Source organism: Arthrobacter sp. TMN-50, assembly GCF_054511125.1.
Window position 1 is genome coordinate 670,726 of the sequence record NZ_JBTNDG010000001.1, and the last position, 21,083, is coordinate 691,808.

Annotated in this window: 17 protein-coding genes and 1 tRNA gene; 11 read left to right on the top strand and 7 right to left on the bottom strand. The window is 64.3% G+C overall.

Annotated features, from left to right (window positions below; genetic code table 11):
* Nucleotides 1-77: 77 nt before the first annotated feature.
* On the bottom strand, nucleotides 78-1,775 hold the full coding sequence (locus tag ACX80A_RS03280) for an ABC transporter substrate-binding protein (protein WP_459258238.1): 1,698 nt from the start codon (nucleotides 1,773-1,775) through the stop codon (nucleotides 78-80).
* Between the two features lie 223 nt (nucleotides 1,776-1,998).
* On the opposite strand from ACX80A_RS03280, the gene ACX80A_RS03285 reads away from it, so the two are divergent.
* Nucleotides 1,999-3,012, top strand: a complete 1,014-nt coding sequence (locus ACX80A_RS03285; RefSeq protein ID WP_459258239.1) for a DUF2332 domain-containing protein — start codon at nucleotides 1,999-2,001, stop codon at nucleotides 3,010-3,012.
* Between the two features lie 4 nt (nucleotides 3,013-3,016).
* Here the strand turns inward: ACX80A_RS03285 and ACX80A_RS03290 are convergent, their stop codons facing one another.
* Nucleotides 3,017-4,201 carry a MarP family serine protease gene (locus tag ACX80A_RS03290; protein ID WP_459258240.1) on the bottom strand — a complete coding sequence of 395 codons (1,185 nt, stop codon included), beginning with the start codon at nucleotides 4,199-4,201 and terminating at the stop codon, nucleotides 3,017-3,019.
* 248 nt (nucleotides 4,202-4,449) lie between these two features.
* Here ACX80A_RS03290 and ACX80A_RS03295 point away from each other — a divergent pair, with 248 nt between their 5' ends.
* Entirely contained in the window at nucleotides 4,450-5,127 is a 678-nt protein-coding gene (locus ACX80A_RS03295; RefSeq protein WP_019483148.1) for a Crp/Fnr family transcriptional regulator, read from the top strand.
* Between the two features lie 191 nt (nucleotides 5,128-5,318).
* Here ACX80A_RS03295 and ACX80A_RS03300 read toward each other — a convergent pair whose 3' ends face one another.
* Genes ACX80A_RS03300 through ACX80A_RS03310 form a run of 3 tightly spaced genes read right to left on the bottom strand, consistent with a single transcriptional unit; the run spans nucleotide 5,319 to nucleotide 6,885 of the window.
* Nucleotides 5,319-6,239 (bottom strand): NUDIX hydrolase, encoded by a 921-nt coding sequence (locus ACX80A_RS03300; protein WP_459258241.1) that lies wholly within the window; start codon nucleotides 6,237-6,239, stop codon nucleotides 5,319-5,321.
* Nucleotides 6,240-6,244: 5 nt separating this feature from the next.
* Nucleotides 6,245-6,727: a RidA family protein gene (locus tag ACX80A_RS03305; protein WP_459258242.1), complete on the bottom strand. Its 483-nt coding sequence runs from the start codon at nucleotides 6,725-6,727 to the stop codon at nucleotides 6,245-6,247.
* The gene (locus ACX80A_RS03310; RefSeq protein WP_019483144.1) at nucleotides 6,724-6,885 is read right to left on the bottom strand and encodes a DUF4177 domain-containing protein; all 162 of its coding nucleotides are present in this window, start codon (nucleotides 6,883-6,885) and stop codon (nucleotides 6,724-6,726) included. Before ACX80A_RS03310 ends, ACX80A_RS03305 begins: the two co-directional genes overlap by 4 nt.
* Before the next feature lie 36 nt (nucleotides 6,886-6,921).
* Between ACX80A_RS03310 and ACX80A_RS03315 the strand changes: the two genes are divergently transcribed.
* The 5 genes from ACX80A_RS03315 to ACX80A_RS03335 all read left to right on the top strand — a co-directional run bounded on the left by ACX80A_RS03315 (nucleotide 6,922) and on the right by ACX80A_RS03335 (nucleotide 14,079).
* Complete coding sequence (locus ACX80A_RS03315; protein WP_459258243.1) at nucleotides 6,922-9,213, top strand: transglycosylase domain-containing protein; 2,292 nt, start codon at nucleotides 6,922-6,924, stop codon at nucleotides 9,211-9,213.
* A 2-nt stretch (nucleotides 9,214-9,215) separates the two neighbouring features.
* Nucleotides 9,216-10,145: a metallophosphoesterase gene (locus tag ACX80A_RS03320; RefSeq protein WP_459258244.1), complete on the top strand. Its 930-nt coding sequence runs from the start codon at nucleotides 9,216-9,218 to the stop codon at nucleotides 10,143-10,145.
* A gap of 108 nt (nucleotides 10,146-10,253) precedes the next feature.
* Nucleotides 10,254-12,080, top strand: a complete 1,827-nt coding sequence (locus tag ACX80A_RS03325; protein WP_459258245.1) for an ABC transporter ATP-binding protein — start codon at nucleotides 10,254-10,256, stop codon at nucleotides 12,078-12,080.
* Nucleotides 12,077-13,927, top strand: a complete 1,851-nt coding sequence (locus ACX80A_RS03330) for an ABC transporter ATP-binding protein (protein ID WP_459258246.1) — start codon at nucleotides 12,077-12,079, stop codon at nucleotides 13,925-13,927. Before ACX80A_RS03325 ends, ACX80A_RS03330 begins: the two co-directional genes overlap by 4 nt.
* Nucleotides 13,928-14,002: 75 nt before the next feature.
* Nucleotides 14,003-14,079, top strand: a tRNA-Pro gene (locus ACX80A_RS03335).
* A 137-nt stretch (nucleotides 14,080-14,216) separates the two neighbouring features.
* Here the strand turns inward: ACX80A_RS03335 and ACX80A_RS03340 are convergent.
* Both ACX80A_RS03340 and purD read right to left on the bottom strand, forming a co-directional pair.
* Complete coding sequence (locus ACX80A_RS03340; protein WP_459258247.1) at nucleotides 14,217-15,098, bottom strand: phosphoribosylaminoimidazolesuccinocarboxamide synthase; 882 nt, start codon at nucleotides 15,096-15,098, stop codon at nucleotides 14,217-14,219.
* A gap of 2 nt (nucleotides 15,099-15,100) precedes the next feature.
* A complete protein-coding gene (gene purD / locus ACX80A_RS03345; protein WP_459258248.1) occupies nucleotides 15,101-16,432 on the bottom strand; it encodes a phosphoribosylamine--glycine ligase in 1,332 nt (443 codons plus the stop codon).
* Between the two features lie 103 nt (nucleotides 16,433-16,535).
* Here purD and ACX80A_RS03350 point away from each other — a divergent pair, with 103 nt between their 5' ends.
* The 4 genes from ACX80A_RS03350 (at nucleotide 16,536) to ACX80A_RS03365 (ending at nucleotide 21,065) form a co-directional block, all read left to right on the top strand.
* Nucleotides 16,536-18,143 (top strand): molybdopterin-dependent oxidoreductase, encoded by a 1,608-nt coding sequence (locus tag ACX80A_RS03350; RefSeq protein ID WP_459258249.1) that lies wholly within the window; start codon nucleotides 16,536-16,538, stop codon nucleotides 18,141-18,143.
* A gap of 98 nt (nucleotides 18,144-18,241) precedes the next feature.
* Nucleotides 18,242-19,246, top strand: coding sequence for an asparaginase (locus ACX80A_RS03355; protein WP_459258250.1), 1,005 nt, complete (start codon nucleotides 18,242-18,244; stop codon nucleotides 19,244-19,246).
* 5 nt (nucleotides 19,247-19,251) lie between these two features.
* Complete coding sequence (locus ACX80A_RS03360) at nucleotides 19,252-19,629, top strand: sterol carrier family protein (RefSeq protein WP_459258251.1); 378 nt, start codon at nucleotides 19,252-19,254, stop codon at nucleotides 19,627-19,629.
* Nucleotides 19,626-21,065, top strand: a complete 1,440-nt coding sequence (locus ACX80A_RS03365; RefSeq protein ID WP_459258252.1) for a DUF2079 domain-containing protein — start codon at nucleotides 19,626-19,628, stop codon at nucleotides 21,063-21,065. The genes ACX80A_RS03360 and ACX80A_RS03365 overlap by 4 nt, the downstream gene beginning before the upstream one ends.
* The last annotated feature ends 18 nt before the right edge of the window (nucleotides 21,066-21,083 follow it).

The following is a 21,083-nucleotide window of genomic DNA, read 5'->3' on the forward strand; positions in this document are numbered from 1 at the left end:
CAAGAACAGATCAACATTGTCCGGTAAGTAGGGGAGCCGGGCCTGAGTGGGCCCGGCTCCCCTACTTACCGACGGACTTACTCGCTGAGTTCGATCTCCGTGAAGACCTCGTCATTGACGGGGCTGGCCGGGTAGGAGGTTACCCGGGGGGCAAAGGCCAGGGACGGCGCCGGGTGAGCCAACGGGATGGCCGGGTTGAATTCGGCAATTTGTTCGTTGATCTCCATGTACGCTTCCGATTGCTGTTCTCTGTCGGTGAGTCCACGGGCTTCGTCCAGGGCTGCAAACAGCTCGGGGTTGTCAAAACCAAATTCCAGTTTCTGCTGCCCGAAGAATACGCCGACGAAGTTGTCTGTGTCGTTGTAGTCGCCAGTCCAGCCCAGCAGGTGCATACCGTGATCCTCGGATCCCTGGATTTTGTCCAGGTAGTCCGGGCTCCACACATCCGGTGAAGGCGTGGCGGTAATGCCTACCTCGGCTAGTTGAGCGGTGATGTTGGTGAAGACCTGCTCAGGGGTGGGCATGTACGGCCGCGAGACGCCCGTCGGGTAGTTGAATTCGACTTCGAAGCCGTCTGGGTAACCCGCTTCCGCAAGCAGTTCCTTGGCGCGTTCCGGATCGTACTCGTAGGTGGTGACATCCTCGTTGTAGCCTTCGACGACGTCGGGGATGAACTGCGTCGCCAACTGCGTTCCCGCTGGCAAGGTCTGATCAATCAGGGCCTGCTTGTCGATGGCGTGGTGGATCGCCTGACGGACCAAGGGATCACCCAGCTCCTCGACCGCGTGGTTGAGGCCTAGATATAAAATGGTAAACGGGTCGCGCGGAACGATCATGAAACCCTCTTCTTCGAGGGTCGGGGTGTCCGCCGGGGAGACCAGATCGAAGCCGTCGATGGTTCCTGCTTGCAGCGCCTGGGTGCGGGCCTGTGGGTCATCGATCATCCTGAAAATAATGGTTTCAATCTGGCCCTGCTCACCCCAGTAGTCCTCATAGGTAGAAAGCTGAAGCTGTTCGCCTACGTTCCACGAGTCAAATTTAAACGGCCCAGTACCGACCGGGTTGCCCTCGGCATAGGTGCTGAGCGACGGAGACTCCGCCGATCCGCCGATATCATCCGCTGTGAACTCCTCCAGCGCGCCGGGGCTCTGCATCGCGAAAGCCGGCAGGGACAGCGCCGGAATAAACCCGGCAAACGGCTTCGCGAGGGTCACTGTGGCTTCAAAGTCACTGTTCACCTCACACGATTCATAGACTGCGGCGTCTGGTGAGTCAGCGAATCCGCGGAACAGGTTGTTATAGAAATAGGAGACGTTGGGCGCCTGCGCTACACCGGTCCAGTTATACCAACGCTCGAAGTTGAAGCAGACTGCTTCGGCGTTGAAGTCGGTGCCGTCATGGAACGTGACACCCTCCTTCAGAGCGAACGTAGTCGAAAGGCCGTCCTCGGAAGTTTCCCAGGACTCGGCGAGCAGCGGAGCCGGGTCGGCTGTCCCCGGTTCAGTACCCACCAGACCCTCAAAGATCTGGCGGCTGACCCGGAAGGTTTCACCGTCGCTGGCGAACGCCGGATCGAGGGTCTTCGGGTCCGTGGAGGCGGCGAAGACGAATGTCGAATCGACGGTCGCTTCACCGCCGTCGGCCGAGCCTTCGTCCCGCTGGCTTTCGACGCAGCCGGAAAGCAACAGCGCACCGACCGCCAATCCAGCCGTCACTGCAAAGGCCCGCTTCCTGACGGGGCGTAAGCTGCGCGAGGGTGTAGCGCTTTCTTGCATGTTGAGCTCCTCATATGCGAATGGTGAGGCAGTGCACGTGACGTGATGCCCTGATGGCGACGCTGAGCGTAACAATCTGTGGAATGAGCGTAACCCGGGGGGAGGACTGTTATGGGATTTACATCACAGAAGAGATTACGATTTGATCACGCGCCCATCGCCCGAAGGCCTTTGATTGGGTGGCCTGGGAGGCGCTCGACCCAGCTATCCGGAGGGGAGCAGCATGCCCGAAAAACTCGACACTGCCGCCAGGTACCGGCGGTTCGCTCGCATTGAGACCCGCGGATATTCACCCACCTACGACGAGTGGTGCACCGGGATCAGCCAGGATAGAGAAGTTTTGGCCATGCTCGACCGCCTGCCCGCAGCGAAACGTCAACCGAACCTGCTGCTGGGCGCCGCACGGTTTCATGGTGCCCAGCCTGAGCCATACCGGAAGTTCCGCGCATTCCTGCTGGAACACTGGCCGCAGGTGCGCGCGACGGTGCTCGCCCGAAGCACCCAGACCAACGAAGCGGGCCGGTGCGCGGTCCTCCTGCCGCTGCTTGCTCGGATTGCTGCGGTCTCCTGCGAGGAAGACACGCCGCTAGCCTTGATCGAGGTGGGCGCCTCAGCGGGCTTGTGCCTATACCCGGACCGGTACGGGTACTCCTACGACGGCGGCCTGGTCCTGTCTGCAGGCGACCTTCCGGACGCGCTGGTCATGGAATGCGCCACAACCGGCAGCCCACCACTGCCCGACAGGGTGCCTCAGGTGACGTTCCGGGCCGGTCTCGACGTGAAACCGCTCGATGTGGCGAACGACGACGACGTCGCCTGGCTTGAGGCCCTCGTCTGGCCTGAACACGCCCGCCGACGGGACCGGCTGCGCGCCGCCGTCGCGGTGGCTCGACGCGAACCGCCGCTGCTGGTCGCGGGTGATCTGGCCGTCGACCTTGAGGATCTGGTGAACCGGGCGCCGGCCGATGCCACGGTGGTCGTGTTTCACAGTGCTGTCCTTGCCTACGTTGATGAGGCGGGCCGGAACGCGTTTCGGGACACGATGCTCCGGCTGACAGCGGATCGCAACCGGCCCCTGCATTGGCTGTCCAATGAAGGTTACGGTGTGCTGCCGGGCGTCGAGGGGGCGCTGCAGAAAGATGACGTCGAAGTGGACCGCTTGTTTGTCCTCGCCCACAATGGGCGGGCGGTGGCCCGGACGGGCGGCCACGGTCAGACCCTCGACTGGTTGAGCTGACCCATTAGCGGCGGTTGCACTGACCTGCCGACACGGTGTCCGTGAAGGTGCCCGCCTGCTCGGCGATCGGCCGCAGTTCCGCCAGGGTGAGTGCGTAGCCCACTGGGGCGTCCTGAATGGATTTGGCGAAGATCACTCCTACCACCCTGCCCTGCTGGTCCAGCAACGGACCGCCTGAATTTCCCTGCTGGACATTCGCGGCGAGGCTGTAGACGTTGACCGACGACGGCTCTGCTCCATAAATGTTGGCAACCAGGACGTCACTGCGATTCTGGATGCTTGCTGGCTGGATCTGAAACGGCCCGCCTGCAGGGTAGCCGGCGAACGCAGCCGTGTCCCCGGTAGCCAGGTCCGCACCGAGCGGCAGGGCCGCGCGATCCAACCCCTCGACGGCGAGAACGGCAATATCCCGGACTGCGTCGAAGTGGACAATCCTGCCGGGCAGGGCCCCCCCGTCGGGAATCTCCACCACCGGCTCGTTGACCCCCGCCACCACGTGCGCGTTGGTCACCACCAGGCCCGGAGCGATGACGAAGCCCGAGCCGGTCTGGTTCTGACCGCATTGAAAAGCCGTCCCAGCGATCCGCAGCACCGACTCGGAGGCAGCGGCTAGTTCCGGGGTGTCCACGGCCGCGTCGGGGACCGGCATTGGGTCCGCCGGGGCAACGCTCTCGAGGATGGTGGGGATCCCGTCGTCGACGGCGATGGTGCGCAGCTGCGCCAGCCAGGTACGCACCGGCGACGGAGTGAGATTGTCAATTCCCCGGATCACCTGGGACGAGGCGATGGCCTGGGAGAGAAAAGGCACACCGAGCGTCCCGATGCTGAAGGCCAGCATGGACATCACCAATGCGGCCACCACCACGTTCACTGCGCCGCCCAGCAGGCGGTCCATCAATCGGATCGGCCGGAAATTGAGGGCGCGGCGGATGCCTCCTCCGAGACGTGAACCGATCGCCTGTCCAGTTACCACCAGCACTAGAGCGGTGAGGATAATCGCGGGAAGCCGCCAGGCGTCGTCGGGCACCCATTCGCTGACGAGGGGGATAGCGAAGAAAGCCGCTACCGCTCCCGCGACGAAGCCTGCGATTCCACCGAGGGTAACCAGGAACCCGTTGCGCGAGCCAGCAACGAGATATCCGACCAGTGCCAGCACCAGCAGGATGTCCAGAATGGTGAAGTCCGGCACGTACGATCTCCCTGATCATCGAGAGGCCCTTCGCCTCTATTTCCTGTGTGAGTCTATCCGGCGGCACTGACAATCCCCTGAGCGCCCGCCAGCTCCCCGATGGGGCAGCGCCCAGCGCCAATTGAGGCCGTTCAGGCCCGATCAATAGTCAATTCAGCTATTCCGACGGCGAACACGGGTGTAGCAGGTGTCACAACTTCGTTATGTACGGCAAGATGGAACGAGTCGACAATTTATCAGGAGCATTCATGGACATCGAGGTACTGCGCCGAGCGCCACTCTTCGCTTCACTGGGCGATGACGTTTTCGCCGCACTCACCGACGAACTGACCGAGGTGGACCTCTCCCGCGGTGCCTCAGTCTTCCGCGAGGGCGATCAGGGTGACCAGCTGTATTTCATCGTGTCCGGGAAAATTAAGCTGGGCCGCACCGCTCAGGACGGGCGCGAGAACCTGCTGGCCATCCTCGGTCCCGGCGAATTGTTCGGCGAGATGGCGCTCTTCGACCCGAGCCCACGCACGGCAACGGCCACTGCCGTCTCCGAAACCCGTCTGGCTGGCTTGAAGAATGAAAACCTGCGGACGCTGCTGGAGACGCGTCCCGAGGTTTCGGCGCAGCTGCTGCAGGCGTTGGCCCGCAGGTTGCGCCGCACCAATGAGTCTCTGGCTGACCTGGTGTTCTCGGACGTCCCGGGCCGCGTCGCGAAAGCCCTGCTCGATCTGGCTGACCGGTTCGGTCGTCCGGCCACCGACGGCATCCTGGTCGCGCATGAACTGACGCAGGAGGAACTCGCCCAGCTGGTTGGCGCTTCCCGCGAGACCGTGAACAAGGCACTGGCCGAGTTCGTGCAGCGTGGGTGGCTGCGCCTTGAGGCGCGCGCCGTCGTCATTCTGGACATCCAGCGGCTGCGTCAGCGCAGCCGCTAAACCTTTTGCGCACCTGTGGCGGGTAGTCGCCACCGTGTTGCCGCCAAAGGTAAAAAATTGTGCAGTTGTGGTGGGTTAGGATGCGTCCAACCCACCACAGCTGCACAATTGTTTAACGCCACCCACCAGAGCTGCACTAATCATTCGGCGGGGATCCTGCCACGGCAGGGAAGGCTGAGGGCGGAGGTGGGTTAGCGGCCGCGCTGACCAGATCCGCCCTCGGTGGCTACCGAACAGGCGACCTCCAGGAGCGGGTCGGCATCCTCGGAGGGCGTGACCAGGTGTGGGTAATAGACCTTCATGGGCCGCTTGTGCGTTAGGTAGGCAACGCACCCCTTCGACGACCCGATCTTCTCCAGCATGAGTTCGACGGCAGGAACCGCTATCTCGTCGAGGGTGCGGCCTACGGAATTGGGCTGGCCCACGTCGTCACCCAGCTCTGTGGTCTCGGCGCGCGCCACTTCCCGGGCGGCACACCGCCACTCACCCCAGATGCCCTTGCTGCCGAGCACCGAGGCCTCCTGACCGGTAGGCTGCGCTGCAGCAAAATAGTGGGTGTCGAACCGGCGGTGAGCGTAATCCGGGCTAAGCCAGTGAGCCAGCGGCTTTAGCAGGTCGGTGCGTAGTCCGAGACCCCGTCGCGTCAGGATTTCGGAGAAGGACCGTTCCTGGGTGGCAATGTCCTCGCGGGCCTTCATCCATTCGGAATTCTTGCTGCCGTCGACGAGGGACACAGCGTCCGGCCCGGCCAGCAACACCCCGGTTTCTTCGAACAACTCGCGGATGGCTCCGACCACATGGCGGCGCGCCACGAACAGGTCGTCAATGCCCATCGCTTTGGCCCACTGAGCCGGCGTGGGGCCAAACCAGGCGACGTCGTCGTCGTCAGACTCCTCGATACTGCCGCCCGGAAACGCGACGATTCCCAGCGGAGACTCGCCCCGCCGGTACGACAGATAGGTTTCCGTGCCAGCCGGGGCGTCCCGGATCAGCACCACCGACGACGCCAGACGGGGTTTGACCGGCGTACGCTCGCCGTGTTCCACCCAGCTGCGCGCCGCGTCAAGCTGGTCTTCAGGAACCGGGAAAAGACGATTGCTAATATGGCCCACAGGAATCAGACAAACTCCGCGATAATCTCGACTTCCACCGGCGCATCGCGGGGAAGAACAGCGACGCCGACGGCGGAGCGCGCGTGTGCGCCGGCGTCGCCGAGCACCTGCCCCAGCAGATCGGATGCTCCATTAATGACCTGTGGCTGGCCGGTGAAGCTAGGATCCGAGGCGACGAAACCCACCACCTTGACGATCCGGCTAATCCGGTCCAGGTCCCCGATCTGGGACTTGATGGCCGCAAGGGCGTTGACCGCGCAAGTTGCTGCATACTCTTTGGCGGCTTCCGGGGTCACCTCGGCGCCCACCTTGCCCAAAGCTGGGAGTTCACCGTTAATAAGGGGGAGTTGCCCTGCGGTGTAGACGTAGTTGCCCGTCACCACTGCGGAAACGTAGGAAGCCAGAGGCTGCACCACGTCCGGGAGGGTGATGCCGAGATCCAGCAACCGCTGCTCGACAGCTGATGTGGGGTTGTCGGTGCTGGTCACGACTGGTTCTTCTCTCGTTTCAAGTAGGCGACGAGGCCCTTGCCATCCGGCCCAGGAACTACCTGCACCAGCTCCCAGCCGTCCTCTCCCCACTGATCCAGAATCTGCTTCGTGGCGTGGATGATGAGCGGAATTGTGGAGTACTCCCATTTGGTCATGGTTCACAGACTAGCGCGTGCTTGTAAACTGGAGTAATGGCTGCTCGTAAATCACCGATCTTTGACACGGCAACCACCCTGGGGAAGATGATTGCGTTTCTCGGAATCAGTGCTTTGAGCGGGGTGCTTGCTGCGGGGCTACTGGTCCCCATCGCTGCGGCGGCGGGTACCGGGGCTTCCGCATCGATTCAGTTCTTTGAGGAACTGCCGGCAGAACTGGAGCGCGGCGCACTGGCCCAGCCGTCCAGGATTCTTGCCTCGGATGGCTCACTCATCGCGACCTTGTATGAGGAGAACCGTCAGCCGGTCACCCTCGACCAGATCTCCCCGAACATGGTGAACGCCCTGCTCGCTATTGAGGACGCACGGTTCTATGAGCATGGCGGCGTGGACCTGCAGGGCATCATGAGCGCCGTGGTGAGCAACGTCAGCAGCGACACCACCCGCGGCGCCTCCACCATCACCCAGCAGTACGTCAACAACGTTCTGATCGATGCCAGTCTGCAGAGCGGTGACGAATCGGTCACGTTCAGCGGCGGGAAGACCCTTGGCGACAAGCTTCGCGAAGCGAAACTAGCCATCGCTGTCGAAAAGGAACTCAGCAAGGACGAGATCCTTGAGGGCTACCTCAACATTGTGCCGTTCACCGGTACCACCTACGGCGTGCAGGCTGCAGCAAAATACTTCTTCAACGTTGAAGCCGTGGACCTGAACATCCAGCAGGCGGCTCTCCTCGCAGGCGTGGTCAATGGCCCCACCTTCTATAGCCCGGAGCTCAACCCGGAGCGCTCCCTTGAGCGTCGGAACCTGGTGCTCGGCGCCATGTTGTCGAACAACCACATCACGCAGGAAGAGTACGACGCGGCCGTGGCCACTGATCTGGGGTTGGTCGTCACGCCCACGCTCAGCGGTTGTGTTGGCGCGGAGCAGGCACCGTACTTCTGCGACTACGTCACCCACCTGATTCTGAACGACCCCGCCTACGGTGACACCCTCGAAGCGCGTCAGGACACGCTTTACCGCGCCGGTCTTACCATTACGACGACGCTCGACACCGCAGCGCAGAACGCCGCGCAAACGGCCATCTCTGAGACTGCCGCCCGCGATTCCACCGACCCCTCGGTCGGCCACTCGATGGTCAGCCTCGAGCCCGGCACCGGAAACATCCTGGTGATGGCGCAGAACACCCGATACATGCCGGGCACTGAGCCAGGCGATTCGGTGCTGAATTTCAACGTTGACGTCTACCAGGGTGGAGACCCCGCTCAGCCACTCGGTGGGGTTGGTGGATTCCAACCCGGGTCGACGTTCAAACCGTTTGCGGTGGGGGGTTGGCTTGAAGACGGCAGGGCCCTGAACACGGTGGTTGACGGCAGTAAGAAAAAGTATCCAGTGGGAGACCGGTGGGAGGCTAGCTGCCTGCAGAATGGTTACTGGGAAAATCCGGGACCCGAAGCCTACGAGCCGCAAAACTACGGTGACATCAATTACGGCAATTACACGGTTCTAGAGGGCCTCGCACAGTCCTATAACACCGTTACCATGGAGACGGCCGACCAGATTGACCTCTGCATGCCGTTCGAGATCGCCGCTGATCTGGGTGTGCATGACGGCAAAAGCGCGGACGGCGAATACACGCCGCTGCAGGTGTTGCCCTCTGCGTTGATCGGTGGCGGCAGCGAAGTGTCTCCGATGTCCATGGCAACGGCCTACGCCGCTTTGGGAGCGGAGGGTCTGACCTGCGAACCACGGGCACTGACCGAGGTGGTTGCTGTTGACGGCACCAGCTTCCCCGTCCCGGAACAGAAGTGCGATCAGGCGATCCCCAAGGAGCTGGCGCGAGGCATCAACTACGCCACCGAAGCCGTAATGGACCGTGGATCGGGTCAACTCCTGGAGTACGGCGACGTGCCTATGGCTGGTAAAACTGGAACCAATGATGATCGGTCACAAACCTGGTTCATGGGCTACAACTCAGGTATGGCGACGGCGAGCTGGCTCGGGAACTGGAAAGCCAACAGCGTTTCTCTTTCTGACTTGCAAATAGGCGGCGAGATTTACGAGGAGATTGATGGAGCGTTTGTTGCGGCACCCTCCTGGGAACGCTTCATGCAGCAGATCCCCGGCCTGTACCCGGCCGAGCCGTTCGCGGATCCTCCTCAGCGGATGCTAAACACGCAACGCCCCACTATCACTCAGCCACGCGACGGTGATCAGGCGGGGCGGCCAGGGAACAACCAGGGTGACCCCGGGAACAGCGGACCACCCGCCGATGCGCCCCCGGGAAACAGCCCCGAGAATCCAGACAACAACGAAGACGAAGGCTGACCTTGGGTTCATCGAAGCTGCTCGATGCCACTACGATCGCGCTGGGAGGTACCGCTGCGGTCGCCGTCGCTGGCCTCGGCTACGCCTCACTCGTGGAACGAAACCTGTTCCAACTGCGCGAGGAAACCCTGCAGATTCTCCCTCCGGGCAGCCGTCCGCTGAGGGTTCTGCACCTCTCTGACATTCATATGGCGCCGCGGCAGACAGCCAAGACGCAGTGGTTGGAGGGCCTGGCCCGGCTCAAACCAGATCTCGTGGTCAACACGGGCGACAACCTCAGCCACCCCAAGGGTGTCGCACCGTTGCTTGAGGCCCTCGGCCCGCTGCTGCAGTTTCCCGGCGTATTTGTCCCAGGGTCCAACGACTACTACGCCCCGGTGCTGAATAACCCGCTGCGGTACTTCTCCGGCCCCTCACAGCACCGCACTGGGCGGGAACCGAAAGCCCTGCCGTGGGCCGAGCTGTTCAGAGGCTTCGGGAACGCGGGCTGGATCGACCTCTCCAACCGCTCCCAGTCGGTAGCCATGGGAAACCTCCGGCTCGACTTCACCGGCGTGGATGACCCGCACCTCAACCGCGATAGTTACGCGGGCTACCCTGCCGGGAGCAGCACCTCCCGCAACGCGCCGCACCTACGGATCGCCGTCGCCCACGCTCCCTACCAGCGGGTGCTGGACTACTTCACCGCCGACGGCGCCCACCTCATCCTCGCCGGCCACACCCACGGCGGGCAGGTCTGCATCCCGGGCTACGGTGCGTTGGTCAGCAACTGCGACCTCCCCACCTGGCGGGCCCGTGGCCTAACTGATTGGGAACACGAGGGCCGCAGCATCCCGTTGAACGTGTCCGCGGGCATCGGGACTTCCCGGTTCGCGCCGGTTCGTTTTGCTTGCCGTCCCGAAGCAGTGCTACTCACGCTGACCCAGCGGTAACCTGCGGCCGCCCGGGACAGCGGTTGAGCTCTGACATAGGATAGTTGCTACGGGACACAAAGTGTCCGCCTCTCGGTAATTTCGCCTCTCAGTGCCAAAGACAGAAGCATGCAGACTCAAACCACCCTGTGGGAATCGCTCGGCCGACTGTACCCGCACATCAAGCCCATCCTGCCGCGGCTGATCCTGGGCCTCGCCTGTGCACTGGGGGCCAGCCTGATGGCGCTGGCCATCCCGCAGGTTTTCCGCGTACTGATCAACGATGCGCTCGCCGTTGGAGGCGCGACGTCGACCGTCTGGATCGCCGCGGGAGTGGTCCTGCTGCTGGGCGTTCTCGAGGCGACCTTCGTGGCGTTGCGGCGCCAGTTCGTCATCGCGCCGGCGACCACAGTCGAGACGAAAATGCGGACTTCCTTCTACCGCCACCTGCAGGATCTGACCGTCGCTTTCCACGACCGCTGGGGCAGCGGCCAGCTCCTCTCCCGGGCCATGTCTGACCTTAACCTGATGCGCCGGTGGATGGCCTTCGGGTTGATCATGCTGGTGGTGACGTCGCTGACCGTAGTGATCGGCGTCGTCGTCATGTTCCTGACCTCCTGGGTGCTGGCCCTGATCTTCCTTGCCGCGGCGCTGCCGATCATGGTCTACGGCTTCCGGTTCCGCACCTCCTATAGCAAGGTGTCCCGCAAGAGCCAGGACCAGGCCGGCGACCTGGCCACCACCGTCGAGGAATCGGTACACGGCATCCGGGTACTGAAGGCGTTCGGCCGCAGCCGCGAAGCCCTCGAGGGGTTCAACCTGCAGGCCGAGGAGCTCCGGCAGACGGAAATCTACAAGGCCCGCTCGCTGGCCAACTTTTCCCTGATCGTGACCCTGCTGCCGGAGCTGGCGTTGGGCACCTCGCTGGTGGTCGGCGTGTTGTTTGCCGCCAACGGGGAGCTCTCGATCGGCGCCCTGGTGGCCTTCTTCGCCACCGCAGCAGTGGTGGCCACCCCGGTCGAATTCATCGGTCCGCTGCTGGCCATGACCTTCGCCGCCAAGACCGCCATCGACCGGCACTACGAGGTGATGGAGTTCGTCAACACCATCACGGACCCCGAGGAGCCGGTACGGCTGGTTGATCCCCGCGGTGAGGTGACCTTCACCGACGTGCATTTCCGTTACCCCGATGCCGAGGACGACACCGCTGATGTGCTCAACGGCATCAACCTCACCATGCGGGCGGGTGAAACGATGGCGCTCGTCGGCGTCACCGGGTGCGGTAAGAGCACCCTCCTGCAACTGGTCCCCCGCCTCTATGAGGTGACCGGCGGTTGCATCAGGATCGATGGGACCGACCTGCGCAGCATCTCCATCGCTGACCTGCGCACCCACGTCTCGGTCGCTTTCGAGGACACCACGCTGTTCTCCAGCTCGGTCCGCGAGAACGTCCTGATGGGAGCAGAACCCCGGGATGACAAACATGCCGAGAACATTCTGGATGAGGCGCTCGACGTCGCCCAGGCGCACTTCGCGTATTCGCTGCCCGACGGCGTCGATACCCTGATCGGCGAAGAGGGCCTGAGCCTCTCCGGTGGACAACGCCAGCGGATCGCCCTGGCCCGTTCCATCGCCGCCAAACCACGCGTGTTGGTGCTCGATGATCCACTCTCGGCCCTCGATGTGCGCACTGAGGAGCTCGTCGAGGAAGGCCTGCGCCAGGTCCTCGACCACACGACCACGCTGATCGTGGCCCACCGGCCCTCGACTGTCGCTCTCGCCGATCGGGTGGCACTGCTCGAAGATGGCCGGATCACCGACGTCGGCACCCACACCGAGCTCCTGGCCCGCAACACTCACTACCGTTACGTGATCGCGAGCCTTACGGATGAGCCAGCCGACCTGGACACCGAACTTGAGGACCTGAAGAACGACGACGAGGGGGCGATCGCGTGAGCACATCACCACAGCCGGACAGTGGGAAGGCACCGGCCGGGGGAACGTCGTCGGGCGTCGCCAACGAGGACGACGTCCTCCTCTCCAAGGCCCAGAACAAATCGGTCCGTTCCCGCTCATTCCGACTGCTGGGGTCCCTGATCAAGCCCAACCGGCGCCAGTTCAGCTGGACCATCTCACTTGTGGTCAGCTCCCAGGCCGCCCGCGTGGCCGGCCCGGCGATCATCGCGTTCGGCATCGACAACGCCCTGCCATCACTACTCGACGGCGACCCGACCTACCTCTGGCTCGCCGGGCTCACGTATCTGATCGCCGCAGTCCTGACGGCCACCCTGACCGCCGGGTACGTCCGGGCCATGGCGCTGCTGAGCCAGGCGATGCTGCTGGACCTGCGGCTCCGCGTCTTCCGGCACACCCAGCGGCTGAGCCTCGAATTCCATGAGAAATACACGTCGGGGCGCATCATCTCCCGGCAAACCTCCGACCTGGAGGCGCTACGCGAACTCCTCGACTCCGGAGTCAGCTCCCTGGCATCCGGCGTCATGTACATGCTGTTTACCGCCATCACCATCTTCATCCTCGACTGGCGGACGGGTCTGCTGATCCTCGTCGCCGCAGTGCCAATGTTCCTGCTGGCGCGCTGGTACCAGAAACACTCGCAGCTCGCGTTCCGCTCCTCACGAGTGGTATCGGCGCGGCTGATCGTCCACTTTATCGAGACCATGACCGGGATCCGCGCCGTCAAGGCCTTCCGGCGTGAGGAAGTCAACGCCGCCAAATACGACGAACTGGCCGAGGACTACCGCAAAGTCACCGTCCGGTCCATCAACCTCAACGGGATTTTCCAACCAGGTCTGGTGCTGATCGGGAACGTGACCGTGGCGGTGGTACTCCTCGTCGGCGGGTTCCGGGTGCTGGACGGTTCACTGGCCGTCGGCGCACTCCTCGCCCTCCTGCTTTACAGCAAACGGTTCTTCCAGCCGGTGGACCAGATGGCCATGTTCTACAACTCGTTCCAGTCGGCGTCCGCGGCGCTGGAGAAGGTGTCGGGCCTGCTTGAAGAAGTGCCCACCGTCCGGCCGCCCAGGAATCCTGTGCCGCTGAAGGATCCCCACGGGGAGATTAAGTTCGACGGCGTGGAGTTCGGATACGGCGACGGTCCGGTCATCCTGCCCACCATGGATTTGCACATCCCTGCTGGCCAGACCGTCGCACTGGTGGGTCAGACCGGTGCCGGCAAGTCCACCCTGGCGAAGGTCATTGCCCGGTTCTACGACGTCTCGACCGGCAGCATCACGCTTGACGGCGTCGACATCCGGGAGGTTGAACCACGCGACCTGCGGCGCGCCGTCGTCATGGTGACGCAGGAAGCCTTCCTCTTCAGCGGCAGTGTGGCGGACAACATTGCGCTCGGCAAGCCGGAGGCCAGCCGGGAGGAGATCGAAGAAGCGGCCCGGTCCGTGGGTGCCGACACGTTCATCAGGTCCCTGCCCGATGGTTACGACACCGATGTGAACAAGCGTGGCGGCCGGGTGTCCTCGGGGCAGCGGCAGCTGATCAGCTTTGCCCGCGCCTTTCTGGCGAACCCTGCGGTGCTCATCCTGGATGAAGCCACCTCCTCGCTGGATATCCCGAGCGAACGGCTGGTGCAGGAGGGTCTGCAGAAGCTGCTCGGCAACCGGACCGCCCTGATCATCGCCCACCGACTGTCGACTGTCTCGATTGCCGATCGCGTGCTGGTGGTTCACGATGGGGAGGTCGTTGAGGACGGCACCCCGACTGAGTTGATCGGCGGCGATGGCCGGTTTGCGACCCTGCACGCGGCCTGGCAGGAGACGCTCGTCTAGCTTTACATCGAAGGGTGCTCAGGTATCCTTTAGGGGTTGCTTCGGTGGCCGCTTTCGACGGTCGCAGAGCGCATTCGGGGTGTGGCGCAGCTTGGTAGCGCGCGTCGTTCGGGACGACGAGGTCGCAGGTTCAATTCCTGTCACCCCGACCAGTGATAAGGTCTCGCGACCCTTTCTCTGCGCGTCGCTGTCACGGTTTCCCACCCACCGCGCACAATCACCGGGAATGTCTAGACTATCCCAGTGATGGAGGCTGATCGGTGGGAGAATCGGCGACGCGACACGAAGGCTAGACGAAGGTGAGTCCGGTCAGCCGCTCGTAGGCCTCGATGTAGCGGCCGCGGGTCTTCTCGATGATCTCGGCGGGGAGTTCCGGTGGCGTGGAGGCCTTATCCCAGCCGGAGGCATCCGAGGTCAACCAGTCCCTCACGAACTGCTTGTCGAAGGACGGCTGCGCCTGTCCCGGCGCATACAGAGCCGCATCCCAGAAGCGCGACGAGTCGGGGGTCAGCACCTCATCGCCGAGGGTGATCTGTCCGTCCGTGGACAGTCCGAACTCCACCTTCGTGTCAGCGAGGATGATCCCGCGGGACCGGGCAATTTCCTCGGCCCGGTTATAGATGGCCAGGGTCAGGCGCCGCAGCTCCTCTGCCACGGGTGCGCCAACGGTGGCGACAACGTCGTCGTAGGCAATGTTCTCGTCGTGCTCCCCCACCGCTGCCTTGGCCGACGGCGTGAACACGGCCGGTTCCAGCCGGGATCCATCCACCAGCCCGGTCGGCAACGGGAGCGAACACACGGTGCCCACTGACCGGTATTCCAGCAGCCCAGACCCTGTCAGGTAGCCGCGGGCGATGCATTCCACCGGAAACATGTCCAGCTTGCGGCAGATCATGCCCCGGCCAGCCACCTCGGCGGGAACGTCAGTGGACAGCACATGGTTCGGTACCTCCGCGAGCTGCTCGAACCACCACAGGCTCAGCTGGGTGAGGACCCGGCCCTTATCAGGAATCTCCGACGACAAGACGAAGTCATAGGCGCTGATCCGGTCGCTCGCGACCACCAGCACCCGGTCAGCCGGCCCGGTCAGCGGGGAGTACAGGTCCCGTACCTTCCCAGAATAGGTGTGCTTCCACCCGGGAATCTCAATGAACGACGGAGCGAAGGTCACGCTCAGGCCCCCGCAGGGCTAGCTGCCGAGGCAGCGGAAGCGGGCGTCAGCGGTGAGGCAACGGTGGGTGCCGCCACGTTCCCACGCGCCGCCTTGAGCGCGATGTCGGTGCGGTACTGCCCACCCTTGAGCTCAAGCAGCGCCATACCGCTGTACGCCTTCTCGCGTGCGGCAGCGAGGTCATCCCCGAGCCCGACGACGGCGAGCACCCGCCCACCGGCCGACACCACCTTGCCGTGCTTCAGTGCGGTTCCGGCGTGCAGCACGTGCACGCCGTCGACGGCTTCGGCCTTCTTCAGGCCGCGCACCCGGTCGCCGATGCGGGGTGCATCCGGGTAGTCTGCCGAGGCGAGGACCACCGCCACCGCTGACTGCGGCGACCAGTTAAGGCTTTCGATCCGGTCCAGCCCGCCCTTGGCAGCGGCCAGCAGCACTCCGCCGAGGGGTGTTCGCAGCCGGGCCAGGACGGCCTGCGTCTCGGGATCCCCGAACCGGGCGTTGAACTCGATCACCCGCAGGCCACGGGCGGTCAGCGCCAGCCCAACGTAGAGCACACCGACGAACGGGGTGCCACGGTGGGCCATTTCGTCGATGGTGGGCTGAGCCACCCGGTCAATCACCTCGTCGACCAGTCCGGCGGGGGCCCAGTCGAGGGGTGAGTACGCCCCCATGCCACCGGTGTTGGGGCCCTGGTCGCCGTCGTGGATTCGCTTGAAGTCCTGGGCTGGTGCGAGCGGCAGCACGTTCCGGCCGTCGGAGAGAACGAAGAGTGACACCTCGGGTCCGTCAAGGAATTCCTCAATCACCACGGTGCCGCCGGCGTCAAAGCAAGCCTGCGCGTGTTCAAGGGCCTGGGTCCGGTCGGAGGTGACCACCACACCCTTTCCGGCAGCCAACCCGTCGTCCTTGACGACGAAGGGAGCACCGAAAATGTCCAGCGCCTCTGCTGCCTCCTCGGTGGTCGAAGCCACCCGGGCCATCCCGGTGGGGACGTTTGCTGCGGCCATGATTTGTTTGGCGAAGGCCTTCGAGGCTTCGAGCTGGGCGGCCTCCTGCGACGGACCGAACACGGGGATCCCTGCCTCTCGCAGCGCGTCGGCCACTCCTGCGGCGAGCGGCGCTTCAGGACCAATAACCACTAGATCCGAACCCAGCAACTGGGCCAGGGCGGTCACGGCTGCGGGGTCTGTTGCGTCGACGTCGTGCGTGGGCACAATGCTCGAGATACCGGCATTGCCGGGGGCTGCGTGCACGTCGTGCACGAACGGATCAGTAAGGAGTGCTCGGACAAGGGCGTGTTCGCGGCCGCCGGGGCCTATCACTAGAACCTTCACAGTAGATCAGCGTACTGTCTCCGCTGAATCCTAGCGAAGCTGTGACGGTCGAATCACCCCTATGACAACCCATACTCGCGCCACGCCACTCCGAATCAAGTGCATGAAAGCTTTACGGCGCCCCGGGCGCAAGGAATCCCTGCTGGCAGCACTGGCCGGAATCGTCTCGGCTGGCCTGGTGCTGGGCGTTGCCGAGTTGCTCGGCGCCTTCCTCACCGCACGCGCCGCGCCGCTGATCGCACTCGGCTCGACTTTCATCGACTTCACGCCGCCGTGGCTGAAGGACTTCGCCATCGCCACCTTCGGCACCAATGACAAGGCGGCACTCTTCGTCGGCATGGGCGTCACCATCGTCATCCTTGCCGCCATCCTCGGGGTCGTCGCCTACCGCAAATGGGTGTTGGGCGTGGCGGGGGTCCTGCTGATGGGCGCGGTCATTGTTGCCGCAGTGATTTCCCGTGCCGGCGCCACCCTGCTGGACGCCGTTCCGACAGTTATCGGCACCGCCGTCGGGCTGCTCGCCTTGCGTTACCTGATCCGTGCACTCCATGCAGCCCACGACGACGGCGCCCAGCGGGCGGACACCGGCGGCGCCAGTAGCACCGCCGCCACCGCCTACGCCGACAGCCCCGCGACCACCGCCGGCGCCAGCCGTCGTACTTTCTTCGCCGCCGCCGGCATCACCGCAGTCATTGCGGGTGCCGCGGCTGCTGGCGGGCGTGCCATCGCTGGCGCCCGCAACACGGTCAACATGGCCCGCGAAGCCCTCACCTTCCCTACCCCGGCCAGCCCAGCGCCCCCGGTACCGTCCGGCGTGGACGTGAATGTCGACGGCGTGGTCCCCTGGCTGACCCCCAACCCTGACTTCTACCGGATCGACACTGCCCTGAGCGTGCCTCAGATTGACCTGGAAACCTGGGAGTTGCGGGTCCACGGCATGGTCGAGGAAGAGATCACCATGACCTTCCAGGACCTGCTCGATGCGGATCTGATCGAACGCCACGTCACCCTGACCTGTGTCTCCAACCCCGTTGGTGGCAACCTGGCCGGCAACGCCAAGTGGCTCGGCTACCCGATCCGCGAGCTGCTGGCCCGGGCCAAGCCCACCGGCGACGCGGACATGGTGCTCTCCACCAGCACCGACGGCTTCAGCGCCTCCACTCCCCTGCCGATCCTGCAGGATGACCGCGACGCAATGCTCGCGATCGCCATGAACGGTGAACCCCTCCCGCTGGAACACGGATATCCCGTCCGCATGGTGGTCCCTGGTCTGTACGGTTACGTGTCAGCCACCAAATGGGTCGTCGATCTTGAGGTCACCCGGTTCGCCGACAAGACCGCCTACTGGACCGACCGCGGGTGGTCCGAAAAGGGTCCTATCAAAACCATGGCCCGCGTCGAGGTTCCCCGCTCCTTTGCCCAGGTCCCGGCCGGCACCTCCACCATCGGCGGGTCGGCGTGGGCGCAGCACCGCGGCATCACCAAAGTTGAAGTCCAGATCGACGACGGCGACTGGGAAGAAGCGACCCTCGCCGCCGAAGCCTCGGTGGACACCTGGCGCCAGTGGTCCCACGAGATCAACCTCGAATCGGGCTCACACACCGTCCGCGCCCGAGCCTACGACCCCGACGGCGTCCAGACCGAGGAGCGGGCAGACACCGTACCCAATGGCGCTTCAGGCTGGCAGTCGGTGCAGTTCACCGTCGCATAAGCCCGCAAAGCTTCCAATCTTGTGCCCACCGGATGTCCGTTCACTCCGGTGGGCACAAGCTCCACCCCGTACCCCCTCCGATGGGCGATACTAGTCTCATGCCTCAGACTTTCTCCTCTTCCGACGCTGTCGACCTGGCTGTCCTGGAACGTAACGGCTTCATCGAATCGCGCCATCTGGGTTCAGCAGTGATCCTGGCCGCCGATGGCTCGGTTGTCACCGAACTGGGTGACATCAACGCGCCCGTCTTCCCGCGCTCCACCCTCAAACCCTTCCAGGCCCTCGCGACCATGCAGTCCGGGGTCCCGCTACGCGGCCCGCAGGTGGCCCTGGCAGCCGCCAGCCATGTTGGCTCACACGAGCACATGGACGTCGTCCGCACCATGCTCAGCGCGGCGGGGGTCTCCGAGGAGCACCTTCAGTGCCCTGCCGACTGGCCCCAGGACGAGGAAGCCCGCAACTGGCTGATCCGCACCGAGAAGGGCAAGCAGCGCATCGCCTTCAACTGCTCCGGCAAACACGCCGCCTTCCTGTGGGCCTGCACCGAAAACAACTGGGACCACTCCACCTATCTCGACCCCTCCCATCCACTGCAGCAGCGCATCGCTGCAGTGATCGAGGAATACACCGAAGAGAAGGTCTCCCACTGGGGAGTCGACGGCTGCGGTGCTCCCCTCGCCGCCGTGTCACTCAAGGGTCTGGCCCGCGGCATCGGGAAATTCTCCCGCGCCCCGTCGGACAAGCACGCCGACGCCCGCGCGGCGACGATTGCCACCGCCATGCTCGATTACCCCTGGGCCGTCCACGGACGCGGTAGGGAAAACTCGGTGGTCATGGAAGACCTGGGCATCATCTCCAAGAACGGCGCCGAGGGGGTGCTGGTCATGGGTACGGACACCGGCGTCTCCCTGGCCCTGAAGATTCTTGATGGCAACATCCGCGCCACCACCCTGGTGGGACTCACCCTGCTGGCCGCAGCGGGCGCCGTCGACGTCGACAAGGTTGGTGCCGTCCTCGACAAGGTCGTGCCACCGGTGCTCGGCGGCAACGAACCGGTCGGCAAGCTCCGGCTCGCCGCGCCGGTCATGGCCCTCCTGGACTAGACCCCATGGCACGACGACGGATCCCCGCCTCAGTCGGCAAACCAGCCCTCGACGCAGTAAGGTCCGGGTCTGCCGCCCGGCCCGACACAGCCACGGCCGTGCGCTACGCCCTGGAGGAACTGGCCGAGCGCGCCCCGGGCAACAGCGTCGAGGTGCGGGTGCCGCCGTTCGGGGTAGCCCAGTGCATCGCCGGTCCCCGCCATACCCGCGGCACGCCGCCCAACGTGGTGGAGACCGACCCCGACACCTGGCTGGCCCTCGTGACCGGAGCCATGCCCTGGGCCGACGCCGTCGGTGCCGGAAAGGTCGCTGCCTCGGGCCAACGGGCCAACCTCGGCGCTCTGCTGCCGTTGTTCGCCGCCCAGGATCACCCGACGTCATGACCGCCCAGCACGCACTCCCGCGGACCTCCTTTATCACCGGGGGAGTGCGGTCCACCGCGTCGGCCATCCGCAGACAGCCTCCCGCAGCCATCATCACCGCGCTCCTGGTCACCGTCCTGTACACCGTCTATTCGGTGGCGCAGTGGAACCGGCTGGACACCCCCTCCTGGGATCTCGGCATCTTCACCCAGCTGGCCAAGGCTTACGCCGGGTTCGATGCGCCGATCGTCCCGATCAAAGGCGACGGCTTCAACCTGCTCGGCGATCATTTCCATCCGCTGCTGGTGTTCCTTGGCCCCGCCTACGCCTTCTTCCCCTCCGGGCTGACCCTGCTGGTGGTCCAGAACATCCTGATCGGGCTGTCCGTCCTGGTGATCGCCCGGCTGGGCATCCGACGGCTCGGGACGGTCACGGGCGTCTGCCTTGGTGTGGCCTACGGGCTGTCGTGGGGCCTGCAGACCGCGGTCGCCGCACAGTTCCACGAGATAGCCTTCGCGATCCTGCTCCTGGCCCTTGGCCTCGAGGCGATGATCAACGGGAGGCTGCGCGCCGCCGTCGTCTGGGCCGGGCTATTGGTGTTCGTAAAGGAGGATCTGGGCCTGACCGTTGCGGCGATCGGACTGGTCATCGCCTGGCGGTATAAGGATCGGATCGGTCTGTGGCTCGCTGCCTGGGGCATCGGCTGGCTGCTCCTCTCCGTGACGGCGATCCTGCCCCTCCTCAACAGTAAAGGCCAATATGACTACTCCGACCGGATCGACGTCAGGGGAATGCTCGCCGATCCTCTGGGCGCGCTGGTCACGATCTTCTCCGCGGGTGCCAAATACGAGACGGTGTGGCTGCTGCTGCTGGCTGGAGGTTTTCTGTTCCTCAGATCACCGCTGACCCTCATCATGGTGCCCACCCTGGCGTGGCGCTTCGTCTCGGGCAATGACGTCTATTGGGGTCCTGAATGGCATTACAGCGCCGTCCTGATGCCCGTCCTGTTCGCCGCGCTGATCGACGCGATTGAGACGTCCCGCCGGTCGCGACGGCGGTGGCTGCGCTCTGCTGACGCTGCAGTTGTTCCCGCCGTCGCCGTCGTCGCTCTCCTGATACTGCCGACCCAACCCCTGGGCGATCTGGCGGACGCGGGCACCTTCCGTCAGTCCGAGCGGTGGGAGACAGCGCACCGGTTGATGGACCTGTTCCCTCAGGGTGCCAGCGTCGAGAGCGGCGTCGTGCTGATGCCATACCTGGTCCCGGACACGGAGGTGTTCTGGCTGGGCAACGACAATCCGCCGCCGGACTACCTGATCGTCGACAACCTGGACTGGAGCTGGGGGCCCACCCATCCCGAGGACGCGGTGGCCCATGCCGAGGAGACCTATCCCGGGTCCTCCTACGAGCTGATCTTCCAGGAAGACGGGTATCAGGTGGTCAGGCGGGCTGGCTAAACGCCGGTAGCCTTAAAG

Bases quoted from the DNA above. Each gene is read 5' to 3' on its own strand.
- ACX80A_RS03280 (WP_459258238.1), bottom strand. From the start codon at position 1,775: ATGCAAGAAAGCGCTACACCCTCGCGCAGCTTACGCCCCGTCAGGAAG.
- ACX80A_RS03285 (WP_459258239.1), top strand. From the start codon at position 1,999: ATGCCCGAAAAACTCGACACTGCCGCCAGGTACCGGCGGTTCGCTCGC.
- ACX80A_RS03295 (WP_019483148.1), top strand. From the start codon at position 4,450: ATGGACATCGAGGTACTGCGCCGAGCGCCACTCTTCGCTTCACTGGGC.
- ACX80A_RS03310 (WP_019483144.1), bottom strand. From the start codon at position 6,885: ATGACCAAATGGGAGTACTCCACAATTCCGCTCATCATCCACGCCACG.
- ACX80A_RS03315 (WP_459258243.1), top strand. From the start codon at position 6,922: ATGGCTGCTCGTAAATCACCGATCTTTGACACGGCAACCACCCTGGGG.
- ACX80A_RS03325 (WP_459258245.1), top strand. From the start codon at position 10,254: ATGCAGACTCAAACCACCCTGTGGGAATCGCTCGGCCGACTGTACCCG.
- ACX80A_RS03350 (WP_459258249.1), top strand. From the start codon at position 16,536: ATGAAAGCTTTACGGCGCCCCGGGCGCAAGGAATCCCTGCTGGCAGCA.
- ACX80A_RS03355 (WP_459258250.1), top strand. From the start codon at position 18,242: ATGCCTCAGACTTTCTCCTCTTCCGACGCTGTCGACCTGGCTGTCCTG.
- ACX80A_RS03360 (WP_459258251.1), top strand. From the start codon at position 19,252: ATGGCACGACGACGGATCCCCGCCTCAGTCGGCAAACCAGCCCTCGAC.
- ACX80A_RS03365 (WP_459258252.1), top strand. From the start codon at position 19,626: ATGACCGCCCAGCACGCACTCCCGCGGACCTCCTTTATCACCGGGGGA.